Source organism: Chitinivibrionia bacterium (assembly GCA_009779925.1).
In the GTDB taxonomy this organism is placed as follows: Bacteria; Fibrobacterota; Chitinivibrionia; order Chitinivibrionales; family Chitinivibrionaceae; genus WRFX01.
The window spans coordinates 1-18276 of the sequence record WRAZ01000044.1 but is presented as its reverse complement, the minus strand read 5'-3'; the positions used below and the strand labels follow the sequence as shown (position 1 = coordinate 18276).

The 18276-nt window shown below is 43.3% G+C and carries 18 protein-coding genes and 1 tRNA gene; 12 read left to right on the top strand and 7 right to left on the bottom strand.

Features of this window, described 5'->3' with window-relative positions:
- Window positions 1–148: 148 nt before the first annotated feature.
- Entirely contained in the window at window positions 149–1036 is an 888-nt protein-coding gene (locus tag FWE23_09940; GenBank protein MCL2845748.1) for a hypothetical protein, read from the bottom strand.
- 171 nt (window positions 1037–1207) lie between these two features.
- Between FWE23_09940 and fliI the strand changes: the two genes are divergently transcribed.
- The 3 genes from fliI to FWE23_09925 are packed head-to-tail and all read left to right on the top strand — an operon-like array spanning window position 1208 to window position 3649.
- Window positions 1208–2578, top strand: coding sequence for a flagellar protein export ATPase FliI (fliI, locus tag FWE23_09935; protein ID MCL2845747.1), 1371 nt, complete (start codon window positions 1208–1210; stop codon window positions 2576–2578).
- Window positions 2578–3030, top strand: a complete 453-nt coding sequence (gene fliJ, locus FWE23_09930) for a flagellar export protein FliJ (protein ID MCL2845746.1) — start codon at window positions 2578–2580, stop codon at window positions 3028–3030. Before fliI ends, fliJ begins: the two co-directional genes overlap by 1 nt.
- On the top strand, window positions 2984–3649 hold the full coding sequence (locus FWE23_09925; protein MCL2845745.1) for a ComF family protein: 666 nt from the start codon (window positions 2984–2986) through the stop codon (window positions 3647–3649). Before fliJ ends, FWE23_09925 begins: the two co-directional genes overlap by 47 nt.
- 127 nt (window positions 3650–3776) lie before the next feature.
- Here the strand turns inward: FWE23_09925 and FWE23_09920 are convergent, their stop codons facing one another.
- Both FWE23_09920 and FWE23_09915 read right to left on the bottom strand, forming a co-directional pair.
- A complete protein-coding gene (locus FWE23_09920) occupies window positions 3777–4502 on the bottom strand; it encodes an FKBP-type peptidyl-prolyl cis-trans isomerase (protein MCL2845744.1) in 726 nt (241 codons plus the stop codon).
- Between the two features lie 46 nt (window positions 4503–4548).
- Window positions 4549–4633 (bottom strand) — tRNA-Leu (locus tag FWE23_09915).
- Window positions 4634–4792: 159 nt separating this feature from the next.
- Here FWE23_09915 and FWE23_09910 point away from each other — a divergent pair.
- Together FWE23_09910 and sppA are read left to right on the top strand one after the other, a co-directional pair.
- Window positions 4793–7147, top strand: a complete 2355-nt coding sequence (locus tag FWE23_09910; GenBank protein MCL2845743.1) for a LysM peptidoglycan-binding domain-containing protein — start codon at window positions 4793–4795, stop codon at window positions 7145–7147.
- Window positions 7148–7158: 11 nt separating this feature from the next.
- Window positions 7159–8055 carry a signal peptide peptidase SppA gene (sppA, locus tag FWE23_09905; protein MCL2845742.1) on the top strand — a complete coding sequence of 299 codons (897 nt, stop codon included), beginning with the start codon at window positions 7159–7161 and terminating at the stop codon, window positions 8053–8055.
- 41 nt (window positions 8056–8096) lie between these two features.
- Here sppA and FWE23_09900 read toward each other — a convergent pair whose 3' ends face one another.
- Complete coding sequence (locus tag FWE23_09900) at window positions 8097–8783, bottom strand: hypothetical protein (GenBank protein ID MCL2845741.1); 687 nt, start codon at window positions 8781–8783, stop codon at window positions 8097–8099.
- Window positions 8784–9148: 365 nt separating this feature from the next.
- On the opposite strand from FWE23_09900, the gene FWE23_09895 reads away from it, so the two are divergent.
- The 7 genes from FWE23_09895 to FWE23_09865 all read left to right on the top strand — a co-directional run bounded on the left by FWE23_09895 (window position 9149) and on the right by FWE23_09865 (window position 15151).
- Complete coding sequence (locus FWE23_09895) at window positions 9149–9955, top strand: Rpn family recombination-promoting nuclease/putative transposase (GenBank protein MCL2845740.1); 807 nt, start codon at window positions 9149–9151, stop codon at window positions 9953–9955.
- A gap of 38 nt (window positions 9956–9993) precedes the next feature.
- A complete protein-coding gene (dnaX, locus tag FWE23_09890; protein ID MCL2845739.1) occupies window positions 9994–11451 on the top strand; it encodes a DNA polymerase III subunit gamma/tau in 1458 nt (485 codons plus the stop codon).
- 30 nt (window positions 11452–11481) lie between these two features.
- The gene (locus tag FWE23_09885; GenBank protein ID MCL2845738.1) at window positions 11482–11781 is read left to right on the top strand and encodes a YbaB/EbfC family nucleoid-associated protein; all 300 of its coding nucleotides are present in this window, start codon (window positions 11482–11484) and stop codon (window positions 11779–11781) included.
- 4 nt (window positions 11782–11785) lie between these two features.
- Complete coding sequence (gene recR, locus FWE23_09880; GenBank protein MCL2845737.1) at window positions 11786–12391, top strand: recombination mediator RecR; 606 nt, start codon at window positions 11786–11788, stop codon at window positions 12389–12391.
- A gap of 2 nt (window positions 12392–12393) precedes the next feature.
- Window positions 12394–12903 carry a phosphatidylglycerophosphatase A gene (locus FWE23_09875; protein ID MCL2845736.1) on the top strand — a complete coding sequence of 170 codons (510 nt, stop codon included), beginning with the start codon at window positions 12394–12396 and terminating at the stop codon, window positions 12901–12903.
- The gene (locus tag FWE23_09870) at window positions 12875–13378 is read left to right on the top strand and encodes a CinA family protein (protein ID MCL2845735.1); all 504 of its coding nucleotides are present in this window, start codon (window positions 12875–12877) and stop codon (window positions 13376–13378) included. The genes FWE23_09875 and FWE23_09870 overlap by 29 nt, the downstream gene beginning before the upstream one ends.
- 99 nt (window positions 13379–13477) lie before the next feature.
- A complete protein-coding gene (locus FWE23_09865; GenBank protein MCL2845734.1) occupies window positions 13478–15151 on the top strand; it encodes a 2-isopropylmalate synthase in 1674 nt (557 codons plus the stop codon).
- 131 nt (window positions 15152–15282) lie between these two features.
- Here FWE23_09865 and mazG read toward each other — a convergent pair whose 3' ends face one another.
- The 3 genes from mazG to purD are packed head-to-tail and all read right to left on the bottom strand — an operon-like array spanning window position 15283 to window position 18008.
- Window positions 15283–16059 carry a nucleoside triphosphate pyrophosphohydrolase gene (gene mazG, locus FWE23_09860; GenBank protein MCL2845733.1) on the bottom strand — a complete coding sequence of 259 codons (777 nt, stop codon included), beginning with the start codon at window positions 16057–16059 and terminating at the stop codon, window positions 15283–15285.
- Window positions 16052–16678, bottom strand: a complete 627-nt coding sequence (locus FWE23_09855) for an L-threonylcarbamoyladenylate synthase (protein ID MCL2845732.1) — start codon at window positions 16676–16678, stop codon at window positions 16052–16054. The genes mazG and FWE23_09855 overlap by 8 nt, the downstream gene beginning before the upstream one ends.
- A gap of 1 nt (window position 16679) precedes the next feature.
- Entirely contained in the window at window positions 16680–18008 is a 1329-nt protein-coding gene (gene purD, locus FWE23_09850; GenBank protein ID MCL2845731.1) for a phosphoribosylamine--glycine ligase, read from the bottom strand.
- Window positions 18009–18276: the final 268 nt, after the last annotated feature.

The window sequence follows — 18276 nt, the reverse complement described above, 5'->3', positions numbered from 1 at the left end:
GCCTGTATGCCTGTATGCCTGTATGCCTGTATGCCTGTATGCCTGTATGCCTGTATGCCTGTATGCCTGTATGAAAATACTATTTGCGATAGTATTTGTCAAGGGATTGTAAGAATTTAGTGTTTTTTTTTGCATTTTTTTCTCCGTTTTAAGCAAAAGCAAATTTCTTCTTCGCTTCGGCGAGAGAATGTCCGCCCGCAAGAAATGTGTAAAGTTGCTGCATTCCTTGTTCTATTCCTTGTTCTATTCCTTGCTCTATTCCTTGCTCTATTCCTTGTTGTTTCGCCTCTTGTTGCCATTCTTGCGCTATGCCGGATTTTACGGCGAAGCGCCTAATTATTTTTTCACCTTGCGCTAACGTCATATCGTCTCCTCCTTTTTCTAATATTTCAGCGTTTACCTTGCACAATTCATACATTACTTCCTGCACCAAGTCGCTGTTTGCTGTTCTTTCGTAATTTTTCACTAATTCTATCCCGTCTTGCATAGTCCAATTATCTCTGAGCGAATTAACAAGCCAAGCGCCGTCCCACCCTTTTGCCTCCAAATTGACTACTACTTGCATTTGCGGAATAAAACCGCTTGATCTAAAATAATAAATGCCGACATATTCCGACATTGTTTTTTCGTATTTGCAATAATTTTGCAAATAGTCAAACAAGTCAGTCGGATATTTTGTCGTAACTAAAGTGAGTGTTAAATCATTGGGAAGCAAATTGTTTTTCGATAAGTAAGCGTTGTAATAACTCAATACCTTGTGGTATGCTTCAATTGTTAATTCATCGCTTGGACCTTTGAACTCAATTATATTATGCGCCCGAAAAATTTTCATTATCGGATTGTCGATAACTACATTTTTGAGAAGTTTTATAACAACAACATCAATTCGCATTGGTTGCTTATATAATTCATATTCCGAAATGATTTCAACGTCGTAATCGCGCAAAAAGAAATCTATAATTTTTACAAACCAATATGTCCATTTGTTGCGTGGTCGCCTTGACTTCTTTGGTTGTTCTGTTTTTTTACTTGGCATTTATTACTTTCGTGTTTATTGTGTATTTTGTGGATAGTCCAGAAAAAATACGTTTTTGCAGACGTATTTGTCAAAGGTTCAGAGAGGTTTCGTGCGTTTTTTCGCATTTTTTTGCGCTAAACATAACATTTACCAACTATTTGCGGAAGAAATATACTATTTTTATTGCTTATGGAAGAATTTTTCGAAAGATTAAGGCGTGAATTGCCTCGAATTGACCCTATGGAAATCCGCGGACGTATCGTGGAGGTGGTAGGGCTTTTGGTGGAATCGACGGGACCTGCCGCATCTATCGGCGAGGTGTGCAATATTTTGGGCAGAAACAACGAACTTATTGTCCGTGCGGAAGTCGTGGGATTTAGGGGCGACAGAACTCTGCTAATGCCTCTTGGAACAATAGAAGGCGTTCATCCCGGAAACACTGTTATTGCTACCCGACGACCGCTTATGGTATCGGTTGGCGACGAACTTTTGGGCAGGGTTCTCAACGGAATTGGCGAAGAAATGGACGGCAAATGCGCGATTGCAACTGCTGTTCAACGTCCGATTTTTTCCGATATTCCCGACCCACTCAAGCGCGACAGGGTAAGCAAGCCGTTCCAAACGGGCGTCAGAGCAATCGACGGATTTTTAACCTTGGGACAAGGACAGCGGGTCGGAATTTTCGCAGGCTCGGGCGTTGGAAAGTCCGTACTTATGGGAATGATGGCTAAAAACTGCCGCGCCGACGTCAATGTAATCGCACTTGTCGGAGAACGTGGTCGGGAAGTGCGCGAATTTTTGGAGCGCGATTTGGGCGAAGAAGGAATGGCGCGCTCGGTTGTGGTTGTTGCAACAAGCGACCAGCCCGCTCTTATTCGTATGAAAGCCTCGATGGTGGCGGCGGCGATTGCCGAATTTTTCCGCGACCAAGGAAAACAGGTGCTTTTTATGTGCGATTCGGTAACGCGGCTCGCTATGGCACAGCGCGAAATCGGACTAACCGTGGGAGAACCGCCTGCAACTCGCGGATACACACCGTCGGTTTTTGCAATGTTGCCCAAATTTTTGGAGCGCGCGGGAAATTCCGACAAAGGCAGTATAACAGGACTTTTTACCGTGCTTGTAGAGGGCGGCGATATGGACGAGCCCGTTGCAGACGCGGCGCGCGGTATTTTGGACGGACACATTTTGCTTTCCCGCACACTTGCGCACAAAAACCACTTCCCCGCAATAGACGTTTTAAGCAGCATTTCGCGCTGTATGAGCGACGTTGTGGACGCGGAACACAGAAAAGTCGTCGGAGAATTGCGCGACAATATGGCAACTTACAAGGCGAACGAAGACCTGATTTCAATCGGCGCTTACGAGCAAGGCAGAAGCCCGAAAATCGACAAAGCAATTCAGATGAACGACCACATAAACCGCTACTTAAAGCAAGACCGCGAAGAAGCGTCAACCTTTGAGCAGTCGCGGTCAATGCTTTTGCAACTCGGAAGAATTGCCGCCGCACCGCCGCAAAATCAGCAACAAGCCGCCGCCAACATAAATCTGAGACGATAATGCAACGTTTTAAATTTGAATTACAGTCAATTCTGGACTTGCGAATTCGCGAAGAAGACGAGGCAAAAGCGTTTTTAATGATGTGCGAACTGGAATTGCAAAAAGCAAACGCGGACTTCAAAGACAAAAAAGAAGAATTAGTAAATTTTCAAACCCGCGAAAAAGGCTCTCGAAAAGACGAGCCGACAAGTGCCGCCACCCTTAAATTTTCGGTTTCGTGGCGAAATTCCATAAAACTTGACATTCTCAAACTTGGTCGCCAAATTCAGGAAATTTCTATGGACGTTGCGCGCGCTCGGCAATTGTTTACCCAAGCAACCATAAAAAGACAAGCCCTCGAAAAACTTCACGACAAAAAAAAGGAAGAATGGCAGAAAGAATTTAACAAACAGGAGCAAAAATTTCTTGACGAACTTGCCCAGACCCGCCACAATATTCGCAAAATTTCTTGATGTAATATTTCCGCAGATTTGCCCGATTTGCCAAAGGGAGGCGCGAATTTCGTCTCTTTGCGAGAATTGCGCAAAAGCATATATCGGCGGACACAGGTCTTTTGTAGGGCAAATCGAATACGAGCAAAAAACGCTCGATGTTTTTTCTATGGATGTATTCAATAAAGAAATGGCAAAAATTATTCACAATCTAAAATATTCGTCAATAACAAAAAACGCTTCGGATATTTTTCGTTTTGGGCTGACTGCTTTTTACAATGAACTAAAAACAGCCGATTTCATAACTTTTGTTCCTTTGCATCCTTGGCGATTTTTGAGGCGCGGTTATAATCAGGCGGCAATTTTGGCAAAGGTCGCCGCAAAAGAGCTGGATATTGACTGCAAAAGAACACTGTTTCGCCGCCGCTACAACGAAACACAAACCAAAAAGAACAGTGAAAAACGCAGAAAATCGGTAATCAATCTTTTCGCAATGTTGCCCAAAATCGATGTCTGCGGCAAAACAATAATCTTAGTCGATGACGTTTGCACAACAGGCTCAACAATCGGCGAGTGTTCAAAGGTACTGCTTGCCGCAGGCGCAAAAAAGGTTATATTGTTAGTTTTGGCAAAGGTGTGAAATTGTTTGAACAGTGTTTTGAACGGCGTTTTGAACAGTGTTCAAAACACTGTTTAGTTTTTTGTAAACATAAAAAAAAGAGACGCAAGCATTGCGTCTCTACAAAAATATCCGTGTTCGTTCGAGATTAGTCGATAATATTTACGAGTTCTACCTCGAAAATAAGTGTGCTGTTAGGACCAATTCCCGGAAGCGGACGCTCGCCGTAAGCAAGTGCCGAAGGAATGAAAAATCTGAATTTTGAGCCTACATTCATAAGTTGAAGACCTTCTGTCCAACCGGGGATAACGCCGCCGACAGGAAATCTTACGGTTTGGTCATCACGTGAGCGGTCAAATTCCGTGCCGTCAATAAGTGTGCCGACGTAGCGCACTTCTACTGTGCTTGCCGCAGTCGGTTTTCTTGACGCAACGTCGCCGGCTTCGATAACTTCGTACTGAAGTCCGCTTCCGGTGGTATTTACTTCGGGTCTTTGAGCGTTAACAGCCAAAAACTCAGCGCCTTTGGTTTTGTTGTTTTCGCCTTCGGCTTCAGCTTTCGCTCTTGCCTGTTCGTTAAGGCGCATCATAACGTTCATCATAATTGCGCGCTCAACCATTTCGTCAAATCTTGATTGTTTGGTTGTGTCAAGACCTTCGTAAAGAGCCGAAAACAGAATGTCTTTGTTGATTTCAGGCATCAACATTCTGAGTGAGCCCGCAATGTCCCGTCCGATAACATAGCTGAAACTGTCCTGCTCTGTTTTCAGTTCAATGTTTCTGCTCATTCTAACACTTGTTCCGCTACCGAAGTTGCAAGCCGTAAGCGCAAGCAAAATCGCCGTCAAACCACATAAAAAAATCGCCTTTTTCATACAAGGTTCCTTCCTTTTAATAATAAATGAATTATGTTCCCAAAAATAGTCGGAGCGGGAATTGAACCCGCACGGGCGCAATGCCCAAGGGATTTTAAGTCCCCAGTGTCTACCTATTCCACCATCCGACCGAAGAAAATCGAGGGTAAAATAATATTCGCCGAAAGTAAGAATGGTAATAATTTAAAAAATAAGAGAATTTTAAGAAAAAATCGCAAAACTTAGCGGCATAAAGTATTTTTACACCCGAAAAATCAACCTTTTTCTGTTTTAGAAGTGAGAACATATTTATGTATAAAATAATAATTTCGATTTCTGCGGCGCTGATCTTGGTTTCCTGTATGAAAAGTCCGAGACACACAATGCTGCAGGAAGACCAACCGAGCAGAGCCCACACAATACAAAGACCTGAAGGAATTTCGCGGGGCACACACATACTGACAGAAACGAGCGACTTGCTTTTTGTCGCCGATACTATGATTACAAACGCAGAAAAGCTTGTGTCAAACGGAAAACCGCAAGAGGCGCAAAATCTGATTTCCATACTCTTTGAATTTTTCCCGATACCCGAATACATTTGCGATAACACGGAGGCAATGCTTAATCGCGTGGCGCATTTGTATGTCGAAAAACTTCCCGTAAACTACACAGACTCGGTTCCGCTGTCAATTGTCGCTTTTGTTGCGCGCTATCAGTTCAATATGCTTATGAACGAAATTGACACCGCCACCGTAGATATGTCGCTTTTTCCGATGCACTGTTTACAGGAAGTAGTTTTTAACCTGCCCATAACGTTTAACCACAGAGTTCAGGTAGCTATGCAGACTCTGCTTGCCGAACGCAGACAGGAAAGAATGTTGCGCCTCTTAAACAGAAGTTTGATTTATCGCCCGTTTATGAAAGAAATGTTTGAAGAAGCGGGCTTGCCGACCGACATAACCTTTTTGCCGTTGCTCGAAAGCGCATTTAACTCGAGGGCGTATTCGCACGCGCACGCTTCGGGGCTTTGGCAGTTTATTCCCGCGACGGGAACAAGTTTCGGCTTGCGACAAAACTATTGGGCGGACGAGCGACGCGACCCTTACAAATCAACCGCGGCGGCTATTGCGTATTTCACACGGCTTTACGGAATGTTTGGCGACTGGTATTTGGCGCTTGCGGCTTACAACACGGGCAACGGACGCATAAGACGACACATAAATAACGCAAAAGCGGCAAATCCCGACACAATTCCCACATATTGGGATATGCAACTTCCGCGCGAGACAATGAGTTATGTTCCGCTTTTTATAGGGTATCAGATTATCGGCAGAAATCCGACGTGCTTCGGCTTTTTCCCCGACAGTTCCATTTCGCCTTTCAGCTTGGACACCGTAAATATTTCGAGCGTTTTGGATATGGGACTGATTGCAAGAGGGATGGGTATTCCGCTCGACTCTTTGCGCAGAATAAACCCTGCAATAAAACACAATCTCACTCCCCCGAATATGAGAAACTTTACGCTGTATATTCCGAACGGAAGCAGAGCGAGATTTGACGAATTTTATGCCTCTTTAAGACCCGAAGACCGAATTACGTGGTTTCGTTATCGGGTAATTGCGGGCGACAATCTTAACAATGTAGCAAGAAGGTTCGGCGTTTCGGCGCAGGCAATAAGAGACCTTAACCAAATGAGAAACAACACCCTTGTTGCCGGAAGACACATTCTGCTTCCTCTGCCCGATAACGCGGAAACAGCCGCGCGAGTTGCCAGAGCGCAAAGAGAAGAAGAAGAGCGCAGAAGGCTCGAAGCCGCTTCGGGAAGAATAAATCACCGTGTTAGTTCGGGCGAAACATTGGGTTCGATTGCGAGATTGCACGGCGTATCTTTGAATGATGTTCAACGTTGGAACCCCGATATTGAGCCGCGAAGATTACGAATAGGCAGTATTGTGATAATTCACACAAACAGACAAGCGGCGGCGGCAACTGCTCCGGTCGCACAAAGAGCCGCGCCAACGGGTGCCGCCGTAGGAACACAAGCGGCACAAGCACTACCGTCGGAACAACCTGCAAACGGAAACGGAAATGGTGCGCAAACCACTCCGCCGCAACAGCAACAAACAACACAACCTGTTGCTCCTGCAACTACCCCTGCAACACAAGCGGCGACGACACCGCCTGCCCAACCGCAACAAACAGCACCTGCCGCTACGAATGGAGCGGGTCGCGAGCAACGCAGATATGTTGTTCAAAGCGGAGATAATTTGTTCAGAATTTCACGCAATCTTAATGTATCGCTTTCGGATTTGGCAACTTGGAACAACAAAGACATAAACAATCCCGTAATTCGTGTGGGCGAAACGCTTGTTTATTATGTGGATGCAGGAACGCCCGTCGCCACTGTTGCACCTGCAACACCTGCGACAAATGCAAACAACGCAACAACCACTGCACCCGCTTCCGCGCCTGCCGCAAGCACAAGTACTGATGGTGAAATAATAAATTACAGAGTAAGTCGAGGCGATACACTCTTCTCAATAGCAAGAATGTTTTCAACAACAGTCGCAGACTTGGAAGCGTTGAACAATATGACGGCTAACCAACTTCAGGCAGGGCAAACGATAAGGGTAAGAAACAATGCTACAACGGCAAATTCTAATTAAGGAGATAAACGATGAATAAGCAAACTCGTATATTTTTCGCGGCGTTCTTTGGATTTTTAGTGCTTTCTTTTATTATAAATATGTCGGTTGCGTCTTATTCGACGAGTTCGTCAGGCGGCGCGGCGGTTTTTAACAGATTGGGAAATCAGGTCGGCGTTGTAAGAATAGATGGCGTAATCCTTAACAGCGAAAACACAGTAAAAGAAATAAATACATTCCGCGAAGACCCGCGAACCGTTGCAATACTCATAAGAATAGAAAGCCCCGGCGGCGCGGTTGCTCCGTCTCAAGAAATTTTTAATGCAATAAGAACAGCGGCAGAAGCAAAACCGACAATTGTCAGTATGGGAAGCGTTGCGGCAAGCGGCGGATATTACATAGCAAGCGCGGCAACCAAGATTTTCGCCAACCCGTCAACGCTTACGGGCAGTATCGGCGTAATTATGCAGTTGAGCAGATACAACGAACTTTTAGATAAAATCGGCGTTGCAATCGAAGTGCTTACCGCAGGCAGATTAAAAGACGCGGGAAGTCCCATACGCGAGCTTTCCGACGAAGAACGCGAATATTTTTCAGAAATTCTGGCGGATATTCACGATCAATTTATCAGAGATATAGCGCTTGGACGCAATATGGACATAGATTATGTAAGAGAGTTTTCCGAAGGTAAAATCTTCACAGGAAATCAAGCGTTAGACTTAGGACTTATCGACACCTTGGGAAGCTTTATGGATGCACAAAACTACATCCGCGAATTGCTCAACTTACCGCAAAACACAACTTTCACCGAAAACAGAAGCCCAAGCAACATTTTAAGAGAATTTTTATCATCCGTAAGCCCACTCGGAGGAAGATTTCCACTCAATCGCAAAGGCGGCTTTTTCTTTATCAGCGAGCAATTGTTGTGAAAAAAGGCGAAGGTTCTCCCCTCGCCTTTATACTTAAATTACTACAACTCTCCTAAAATCCAGCGCGCGTTAATTACATCACCCTCAGAGAATAAAACAGTAGTTCCATCTTCACAACCTTCTTCTTTACCGTTAATTACATTCCAACCCTTTTTGAGATTAAGGGTGAAATCTTTGGTAGTATAATTTCCCAACCAATACGTATTATGAGATTTCCCCTTCCCGATAATCGAAACATCTCTGTCAACATATATATACGAAACCATCTGATCTACTTGGGAGTTTTCAGAGTCTCTCCAATAATGACTTCTATAAAGTTGCTTGTTATCTGTAATATCAAAATACCTTAACTCTGCCATCATTGTCGCATTGTCGCTGGCAGTAATACTTTCAAACCAAAATCCATACCCATTTTCAATCCATTCTGAAACATTAATTAATTGCGAGGAATTAGGCGTTCCGATTGTAAAACTTAACTGTCCGTCAGCAACAGTTCCGTTCACACCAAAAGAAGAAATAGCAAGAGTTTCTGTAAATTGTCCATAAACGCGTTCCTCTGCTTCCCAGTAAAACACCCAAACCTGTCCGCTTAAATGCAAATTTTCGCCAATATGCCCTGTGCCACCACCGCCGTTTTCGCCTTTCCCGTCATTGCCGTTATCTGAGCACCCAACCCAGAACATAATACAACAAACCAACCACAAAACCATAAATAAGCGTTTTTTCATAAAACCGCCCTTTCATAAAAAATGTTAAAAGTTCAGACAAAACAGCAGAGGGCTGTTCTGCCTATAATCACAGTTTTGCAACAAACGATGAAATTCACTCGTGCTCTATTTATTATTCAAACAAAGAAGAACAGATAGACAGAACAACCTGTAGAGGAGTTCTTGTTCTTTTTTGTAGAACAGACAAAATCAAAGAACACAAATGAAAAGTCGGGAGTTAGCCCAACAATTCATCGTTTGTTGCGTGGAGAAAATAATATATGCCATAATTATATGTGATATTTTTTGAAAAAAGTAAAAAAAGAAACAAAAATAGGGAGGCGACCGTCGCCCAAATATTATTTTGTATATAAAAGGAGACACTATTGAGCAAAAAAGAAAACTTATTTGAACAGGACGATTTACCTGAAATTCTGCCGCCGAAAAATGACATCGTATTCAAAATGCTTTTCGGCGACAAGAAAAATGAAGATATTTTAATTGATTTTCTTCAAGTTGTATTAAACAAGAACATAAACAAAGTTCTACTGCTTAACCCAATAAACAAACAAGAAAACGAAACTGATAAATTAAGCGTTTTGGACGTAAAAGCAGAATTAGAAAACGGCGAAATAATCGATATTGAAATGCAGGCGTGCAATCTTCCCGAATTGCGTTCCCGAATTTCGTATTATTCTGCCAGAATGCTCGTTGAGCAAATCGGCAAAGGCGGTAAATATTTGGATATAAAACCCGTAATTTCGATTATTATTGTAGAAAAATCGCTTGTGCTTGAATCTAAAAAGTGCCATAATGTATTTTCAATGTTAGAAGAAGAGGAACTTTTTCCGTTTAGCGACTTGCAGAAAATACACATTTTGGATTTGTCTCGCATAGAAAGAGAAAAAAACGAAAAACTTTCGGATTGGCTTATATTTATAAATTCTGAAAAAGAGGAGGATTTTATGAAAGTTGCAACAAAAAACAAAACAATAAATTCTGCGTTCAGCGAATTAAAAGTTCTGAGCGCCGACAGGTTGCAACGCGAACGCTATGAAGCACGATTAAAAATGCAACGAGATATTTGGTCAAGAGAAGATGCGGCTAAAAAGAATATGGCTCTCGAAATTTTTGAATACCTTGAAAAAGGATATTCAATAGCTGACGCGAGAAAAAATTTTCTTGTTCATTGATATAGATATTTCTACGAATAAATAAACTGAGAGGGTAAATGAGTTATCTTGTTTTTGCGCGGAAGTGGCGACCTATGATGTTCGACGATGTTGTCGGGCAGGAGCATATTACGAACACGCTTAAAAGAAGCATTTCAACTGGAAAAATAGCGCATTCTTACGTTTTTACGGGAACTCGCGGTGTCGGAAAAACAACCACCGCGCGAATTTTGGCTCGCGCCCTTAACTGCGAAAAAGGACCGACGCCCGACCCTTGCGGCGTGTGCGACAGCTGTGTTGCGGCAATAAACGGCTCAAATTTCAACATTGCGGAATTCGACGCTGCTTCAAATTCGGGCGTTAACGACGTAAAAGAACTTATGGAAGCGGTAAATTATGTCCCGATGGGAAACGGCGCAAATTATCGCGTGTTTCTTATAGATGAAGCGCACTCTCTCAGCAAACAGGCATGGAATTCCCTGCTTAAAACACTCGAAGAGCCGCCCGCAAATGTCCTCTTTATTTTTGCTACCACCGAACCCGAAAAAATACTGCAAACGATACTTTCACGTTCCATTCGCTTTGATTTCCGTCCGATTTCGGAAGAGGCGATTTTTAGGCAATTAGTGAAAATTTGCAAGACAGAAGTCATTGAATTTCAGGACAATGCGTTGCGTCTCATCGCCCAAAAGGCGAATGGCAGTATGCGCGATTCACTTTCGCTTCTTGAGCAGGTGCGCGCATTTTGCGACGGAGAATTAAGCGAAGAGGCGACCCGCAAAATTTTGGGACTTGTATCCATAGAAACATATTCAAAAATACTTGAGCTCGCAAATGAAAATAGGGTCGGAGAAGTAATAGAAATCTTCGACAAAACACTTGAAGACGGATTTGACATTTCGGAATTTTTAGACGGAATGCTGTCTTTTTTGCGTATGCTTATGTTCCTGAAAATCAAGGGAAATACGGTCGAGACATCGAGTATCAATAATATCTTGAATAACTACAGCGAAGGCGATATTTTGCGAATAAGTGAAATGGTATCGGCAACGCAAAAAGAATTGCAATACTCAACTTTCAGAAGATTTGCGGCAGAGCGATTATTAGTAAAAATTGCAAGTATGGATAAGACAATAACTATTCAGCAAGTTTTGGATTTTTTGAAAAACAGTGGCGGAGGAAACACTGAAACCAATGTAGAGGCAAATAATCATTTGCCTAAAAAAGAAGAAAAGCCGGAAGAAAAAACCGAAAATACACCTGTAGAGACGCAAACGTATGTTCGTGAAGCGGAGCGTAATCAATGCTTGCGTCTAACAGAAAAAATCCCCGTTGATATTTCGCCCAAAAACGAAGAAAACAACGGCGATTTGCCTCAACAAGAACCGATGGCGGAACAACCTATAATCGCCGTCCCAAAAAAACAAAACAAAGTAAAAGAAAGCGTTGAAGAACTTATGCAAAATCAGCCGATAGTGGCAAAAATCGCAGAAAAATTCGACGGTAAATTCATATAATATCAGGAGGATACAAATATGTCGGGCGTAATGCAGAAAATGATGAAACAAGCGCAAAAAATGCAAGCGGAATTCCACAAAACACAGGCGGCATTGGCAGAAAAAGAAGTAGAAGGAACTGCTGGCGGCGGAATGGTGAAAATCGTTATGGACGGAAACGGCGCTTTGCAGTCGGTAAAAATCGCAAAAGAGGCGGTTGACCCCGACGATGTCGAAATGCTTGAAGACTTGGTTGCGGCGGCAATTCGCAACGCAAACGAACAAGTGAAAAAACTTTCCGACGACTCACTCGGCGCAATAACGGGCGGACTTGGCTTACCGGGTTTTTAATTAAATGATACCAAAGCATTTACAGGATTTGGTTGACGCACTGCGAATTTTGCCGTCAGTCGGCGAAAAAAGCGCGTTTCGTATGGCGTTATATCTGTTGGAGCAGGAAAATGACGCCCCTCTTCGCTTGGCAAACGCTTTAATTAACGCAAAAGAAAACGTTATGCGGTGTTCTGCTTGTAATGCGCTCAGCGAAAAAAGCATTTGCCTTATTTGTTGCAATCCAAATCGCGACAATTCGGTTATTTGCGTTGTAGAACGCCCGTCGGATATGCTTGCAATAGAAAAAAACAACCGTTTTAACGGAGTTTATCACGTTTTAGGCGGACTTATTTCGCCGATTAGCGGCATCACGCCCGATAAATTATCGTTAAATCTTTTAAAAGAACGAGTAAAAAACGGTGATGTAAAAGAGATAATTATTGCTTTAGGCTTTACGGGCGAGGCAGAAACCACGATTTTTTACATTCAAAAAATACTTTCGGGATTTCCGCTTACGATTTCCAAGCTTGCGCAAGGATTGTCGTCGGGGCTCGAAATAATACACGCTGATAAGCACACGCTGAATCAGGCGATTGACGACAGAAAAATAATTTCAAGGAGCATTTAATTATGAAAGAAAAACTGGTATCATTTGTAAGAAGAACTTTTTCGACCTGCTTTTACACGGGATATATTCCCGGACCTGCGGGAACTTACGGCTCGCTTTTGGCAATCGCGTTTTTGTATTTTTTTATGGACAAAACACAACTCTGGTTTATAGCCCAAAACGCGCATTTGTTTCTTTTGGGCTTTATAGCGTTTGTATTTGTCGGATTTTGGCTTTGCAACGACACAATAAATAACTTTGGCAAAGACGACCCGAACAAAGTAAACATAGACGAATTTGCAGGGCAAATGATAACGTTTCTGTTTGTTCCGCTGTCAATTCCCGTTTTAATAGTCGGCTTTATTCTCTTTCGCTTTTTCGACATCGTAAAGCCCTACCCTATCCATCTTTTTGAGCATTTGGACGAGGGTGCGGGGATTATGATGGACGACGTTGTCGCGGGAATTATGGCTTGTGTTTCACTTAATTTACTGTTGGGCGTTTATGGAATTATTATCGCAAGAGTACAATAAGAAAATTGCAAAAATCGGCGTTCTTTTAACGGAGCGAAACGAGCGGGTTTCGACGGCAGAGTCCTGCACAGGCGGGCTTATCTCTGCCGCTTTTACGCAACAGGCGGGTGCTTCGGCGTGGTATTTCGGCTCAATTATAGCCTATGATAACTCTATAAAACACAATATATTAGGTGTTTCGAGCGATATTTTACAAAAATACGGCGCAGTAAGCAAAGAATGTGTCGAAAAAATGCTTATCGGCGCACAAAAAATGCTTGCAACCGAGTGGGCAGTCGCCGTTTCAGGAATTGCAGGACCAAGCGGCGCAACCCCCGATAAACCAATCGGAACGGTTTTTGTGGGAATTTCGCACAAAGGAGAAATTTTAGAGGTTTCGCACAACCAATTTTCGGGAAACAGAAGCGAAATTTGCTTGCAATCCGTGCAAAAAGCGGTGGATATGTTATTGATTAGGCTTGAAATAAACCGTTAAACGGCAAAAATTATACCCATCTATACTAAAAATTGCTTTGAAAACTTACTTTTGGTTTCGGTAATATAGTATTTTTAACATAAACTAAGGAGACAATTTATGAAAAACGACTGGTTTAAAGAAGGAAAATACAAGCAATTTCCGAATATTGATTTGCCGAACAGGACTTGGGTTAATAATAAAATTACTAAAGCGCCTCATTGGTGCGCGGTGGACTTGCGCGACGGAAACCAGGCGATTTGGACGCCGATGACTAAAGATAAGAAAATCATTTTCTTCAATAAACTCATCGAAATCGGCTTTAAGGCAATCGAAATCGGTTTTCCGTCGGCTTCGCAAACCGAATACGACTTTGCGCGTATGCTTATCGACCAAAATCGCATTCCCGACGATGTCTCGGTGCAGGTTTTGGTGCAGGCGCGGCAACATCTCGTCGATAAAACTTTTGAGTCGCTTGAAGGAGCAAAAAACGTCATAATTCACTTGTATAACTCGACTTCGCCCGCGCAACGCCGCGATGTTTTCGGAAAAGACAAGTCCGAAATTATAGATATTGCCGCCTCGGGAACTCAAATGGTTATTGACTCAATGAAGCATTTCAGCGGAAACGTGCAACTCGAATATTCGCCCGAAAGTTTTTCGCTTACGGAATTGGATTTTGCCGCCGAAATCAGTAATACGGTCATTGATTTATGGAACCCTGCCGAGCGCGGAAAAATGATACTTAATTTGCCGAGCACCGTCGAATGCGCAACGCCCAACATTTACGCAGACCAGATAGAATGGATGTGCCGCAACATAAATCAACGCGAAAACGTTTTGGTTTCGCTTCACACGCATAACGACCGCGGAACAGGCATAGCAAGCACGGAACTCGGAATTTTGGCGGGAGCAGACCGCGTTGAAGGCACGCTTTTTGGCAACGGAGAACGCACGGGCAACGCCGATATTTTGACCATTGCCTTAAATTTGTATTCGCAGGGCATAAATCCCGAACTCGATTTCAGCGACGTGGACAGCATTCGCGAAATTTACGAAATCTGCACCGAAATGAAAGTGCATCCGCGCCAACCATACGCAGGCGAACTGGTATTTACGGCGTTTTCGGGTAGCCACCAAGACGCAATCGCCAAGGGAATAAAATTGAGAAAGCGCGAAAATCGCACAATTTGGGACGTCCCGTATTTGCCGATTGACCCGCGAGACGTCGGGCGCGATTACGAGGCGATAGTCGTTATAAATTCGCAATCGGGCAAGGGGGGCGCGGCGTTTATTTTGGAACAGCAAGGCGGTTTCAGCGTTCCAAAACTTATGCAGGTCGAAATCGGGCGCGTTGTTCAAAGATATGCCGACGAACTTAAACGAGTGCTCGAAGCAAGTGAAATTATAGATATTTTCAAGAAAGAATTCGTAAATCGCGAAGACAAAGTCGAACTTATAGAAATGACTTCCAAGCGCGAAAAAAAGGAAAACGAAAATTACATTTTCTTGGAAGCAAAACTTAAAATAAACGGCAAAGAAGTTGTCGATACGGCTCAAGGCGACGGCGTAATAAACGCTTTGTCCGTGATTTTAGAGAGAAACGGCTTTGAAGACGGGCATTTGGGAACTTACGAAGAACACGCAATGAGCGAAGGAAGCGCGGCAATGGCGGCGGCTTATATCAGCATTGAAACCCCCGACGGCAACTCGTTTTTCGGCGTTGGAATGGACACCGATATTATGTGGGCAAGCGCATTGGCGTTAATTTCGGCGGTGAATAGGGCGTTTTGATATTGATAATAGACTTCTTGCGAAATCTAAAAAAAACGCGAACGATTTTCCGTAGGGGCGTATTGCATACGCCCGATTTCTGTCGGCGATTTGGGCGTATGCAATACGCCCCTACGGACGTGTTTTTTTCATCACTCCAACCCTTTCGCCTCGTTCCACAGTTCGTCTAATTTCTCCAAACCTGCGTTTCTCAATTTTTCGCTGTCGTAGCCAAAACTGTTTTCTATGTAATTAAAACGCCGCGAAAATTTGCCGATTGAAGCTCGTAATGCGTCTTCGGCAGAGACGTTTGAGTGGCGCGCCGCGTTTACGAGCGCAAAAAGAATATCGCCGAATTCAAGATTTTTTTCGTCGTTGTCGCCTCGCTCTACCGCTTCCCGAAATTCGCGAATTTCTTCTTCGATTTTTTTCAGCGGCTCTAAAACGCCGTCCCAATCAAAGCCGTAGCGCGCGGTTTTTTTCTGAATTTTTTCGGCTAAATAAAGCGACGGAAGCGTTTTGGGAATGCCGTCCAGAATGGATTTTCGGCTTTCTTTTCCCTTTTCTTTTTGCTTGATTTTTTCCCAAGTTTCCAGTATGTCTTTTGTGTCTTTTTCGCCCGAATTTTCAAAAACGTGCGGATGACGGCGGATTAGTTTTTTGCAGACATCGTCTAAAACTTCTTCGGCGGTAAAGTGGTTTTCCTCGCTTGCAAGCTGACATTGGAAAATTATAAGCCAAAATAAATCGCCTAATTCTTCCCTCATTTCGTTCGTATCGTTTTTATCGACAGCGTCAAAAAATTCATAGCATTCTTCGAGCAAGTCGTTTAAGGTTGAGCGGGAAGTCTGCTCTCTGTCCCAAGGGCAACCGTTTTCCGAGCGCAGGATTTTTGCAATTTCTGCTAATTTGTCAAATTTTTCACTCATTAAATTCGCCTTTTCCTTGTCTCAGGATTTTGGGAACGTCTCCTGTTAAATCGACGATTGTCGAAAGTCCGCCTTCCAAAACTCCCGCGTCCAAAACAACGTCCACTCCGTTATAAACATCCGGATACAAGTATAAATCGGGATTTCCGCGGTTTTCCTCGCCCGTGTTGAGCGACATATTTGCAAGCGGCTCGCCGAGTTGGTCTATCAGCATTCGCGTTATGGGATAATCCGTTATACGAATTCCGATTGTTTTGCGTTTTTCGACGAATTTTTTCTCCAGAAACTGCGACGACGGCAAAATAAAAGTAAAGGGTCCGGGAAGATATTTTTTCAATATTTTGAAATTATGCGTTTCTATTTTTGCATATTCCTGCGCCTGCGATATATCATTGCAGACTATCGAAAATTTCCTTTTTCCCTCTTTGCTTTTTTGGTCTTTATAAAGAATGCTCTCTATTTCTCTGATTTTTTTCGCATTGCTTAACGCGCAACCGACGCCGTAAATTGTGTCCGTCGGATAAATGCAAATTCCGCCTGTTTTTTTAAGAATTTTTACCGCGTTTTCGATATTTCTTTCTTGCGGATTTTCGGGGTGAACGTTTATTCTCTGAAACATATTATGCCTTTTCTCCCAATCTGACTAAGCCCTTTTTAGCTATATCTTTACGATATTGCATACCGTCAAAACTAATTTTACCAACCGCCGAATACGCTTTGTCAATCGCTTTTTTGAGCGTTTCGTCCCATGCGGTTATCGCCAGAACTCGTCCGCCGTTTGTTATAAGTTCTCCGTTTTCGTTAATTGCCGTTCCGGCGTGATAGATATCGACGTTATCAATTTTTTGCGCTTCTTCGAGCCCCGATATTTTTACGCCTTTTTGCGAAGTTTCGGGGTATCCCCTGCTCGCCAAAACGATGGTCGCCGCAAAATTTTCGCTTACATTCCACTCGATTTTACTGACGTCTCCGACTGCCGAAGCGTAAAATACGTCAAACCAGTCGCAATTTACAAGCGGTAAAACAGCCTCTGTTTCGGGGTCGCCGAAGCGGCAGTTAAATTCTACGACTTTTGCAGTTGGTAATCCGCCTGTCGCATTTTCTGTCGCCATAATTCCGACATACAAAAGTCCGCGATATTCGCCGCCGAACAGTTCGGCGCTCCCCTCTTTTTTCATTGCTTCGAGAGTGGGAATTATTATCGTTTTTTCTACTTCTTCAATCAGTTTTTTGTCGGCGACGGGAGCCGGAGAATATGCGCCCATTCCGCCTGTGTTGGGTCCTTGGTCGTTGTCAAAAATGCGCTTGTGGTCTTGCGCGGACGGTAATATTTTGTAGTTTGTACCGTCGGTCAAAACGAAAATGCTTGCTTCTTCGCCGAACATCATTTCTTCGATAACTACGCAATCCGTGCCGAAAATTCCATCATCGAAAATATCGTCGAGGGCTTTTTTTGCCTGTTCGACCGTTTCGCAAACGCTAACGCCTTTTCCTGCGGCAAGTCCGCTGTATTTTACTACAATCGGCGCGCCTACTTTGTTTATGTAGTTTTCGGCTGATTTTTTATCGGTAAAACTTTCGTATTTTGCGGTAGGAATATCGTATTTTTTCATCAATTCCTTTGAGAATTTTTTGCTTCCTTCGAGTTGCGCCGCAAATTTCGACGGTCCGAAAATTACAAGATTTTTCTCGACGAATTTATCGACAATCCCTTCAACAAGAGGAATTTCGGGACCTACAACCGTTAAATCGACAGAATTTTTTTGCGCCCAATCGGCAAGTTCGTTCCAGCCGTTTATTTTTTCGTCGATTTTCTTCGCGCCGTCCATCGTCATTCCCACATTTCCGGGAAAAGCGTAAATATCCAATTCCCTTTTTGAGCGTTTAAGCGCCTTAAAAAGCGCGTGTTCCCGCCCCCCGCTCCCGACAAGCAATACGTTTTTTTTCATTATTTCGCCTCATTATTTGTTTTTTTCTGACTGAAAAATACTAATTCCCACAAAGGAAATGCAAGTTAAAAACAATTCTCTGCAAAAAAAGAACAGACGGCAACAACTCCGTCTGTTCTCTTTTGGATAAGGGGCAAACACAAAATAACAAAAAAAGTGTCTGTCCCTATGAAGATGGTGCAAAATAACAACAGAAAGCACCGCCCCCAATAGAGCGAATATAAAAACATGGAATATACTCGCTCCTTTTTTGGAGTTTGCGCAACAT

Bases quoted from the DNA above. Each gene is read 5' to 3' on its own strand.
- FWE23_09940 (MCL2845748.1), bottom strand. From the start codon at position 1,036: ATGCCAAGTAAAAAAACAGAACAACCAAAGAAGTCAAGGCGACCACGC.
- fliI (MCL2845747.1), top strand. From the start codon at position 1,208: ATGGAAGAATTTTTCGAAAGATTAAGGCGTGAATTGCCTCGAATTGAC.
- fliJ (MCL2845746.1), top strand. From the start codon at position 2,578: ATGCAACGTTTTAAATTTGAATTACAGTCAATTCTGGACTTGCGAATT.
- FWE23_09920 (MCL2845744.1), bottom strand. From the start codon at position 4,502: ATGAAAAAGGCGATTTTTTTATGTGGTTTGACGGCGATTTTGCTTGCG.
- FWE23_09910 (MCL2845743.1), top strand. From the start codon at position 4,793: ATGTATAAAATAATAATTTCGATTTCTGCGGCGCTGATCTTGGTTTCC.
- sppA (MCL2845742.1), top strand. From the start codon at position 7,159: ATGAATAAGCAAACTCGTATATTTTTCGCGGCGTTCTTTGGATTTTTA.
- FWE23_09900 (MCL2845741.1), bottom strand. From the start codon at position 8,783: ATGAAAAAACGCTTATTTATGGTTTTGTGGTTGGTTTGTTGTATTATG.
- dnaX (MCL2845739.1), top strand. From the start codon at position 9,994: ATGAGTTATCTTGTTTTTGCGCGGAAGTGGCGACCTATGATGTTCGAC.
- FWE23_09885 (MCL2845738.1), top strand. From the start codon at position 11,482: ATGCAGAAAATGATGAAACAAGCGCAAAAAATGCAAGCGGAATTCCAC.
- recR (MCL2845737.1), top strand. From the start codon at position 11,786: ATGATACCAAAGCATTTACAGGATTTGGTTGACGCACTGCGAATTTTG.
- FWE23_09875 (MCL2845736.1), top strand. From the start codon at position 12,394: ATGAAAGAAAAACTGGTATCATTTGTAAGAAGAACTTTTTCGACCTGC.
- FWE23_09870 (MCL2845735.1), top strand. From the start codon at position 12,875: ATGGAATTATTATCGCAAGAGTACAATAAGAAAATTGCAAAAATCGGC.
- FWE23_09865 (MCL2845734.1), top strand. From the start codon at position 13,478: ATGAAAAACGACTGGTTTAAAGAAGGAAAATACAAGCAATTTCCGAAT.
- mazG (MCL2845733.1), bottom strand. From the start codon at position 16,059: ATGAGTGAAAAATTTGACAAATTAGCAGAAATTGCAAAAATCCTGCGC.
- FWE23_09855 (MCL2845732.1), bottom strand. From the start codon at position 16,678: ATGTTTCAGAGAATAAACGTTCACCCCGAAAATCCGCAAGAAAGAAAT.
- purD (MCL2845731.1), bottom strand. From the start codon at position 18,008: ATGAAAAAAAACGTATTGCTTGTCGGGAGCGGGGGGCGGGAACACGCG.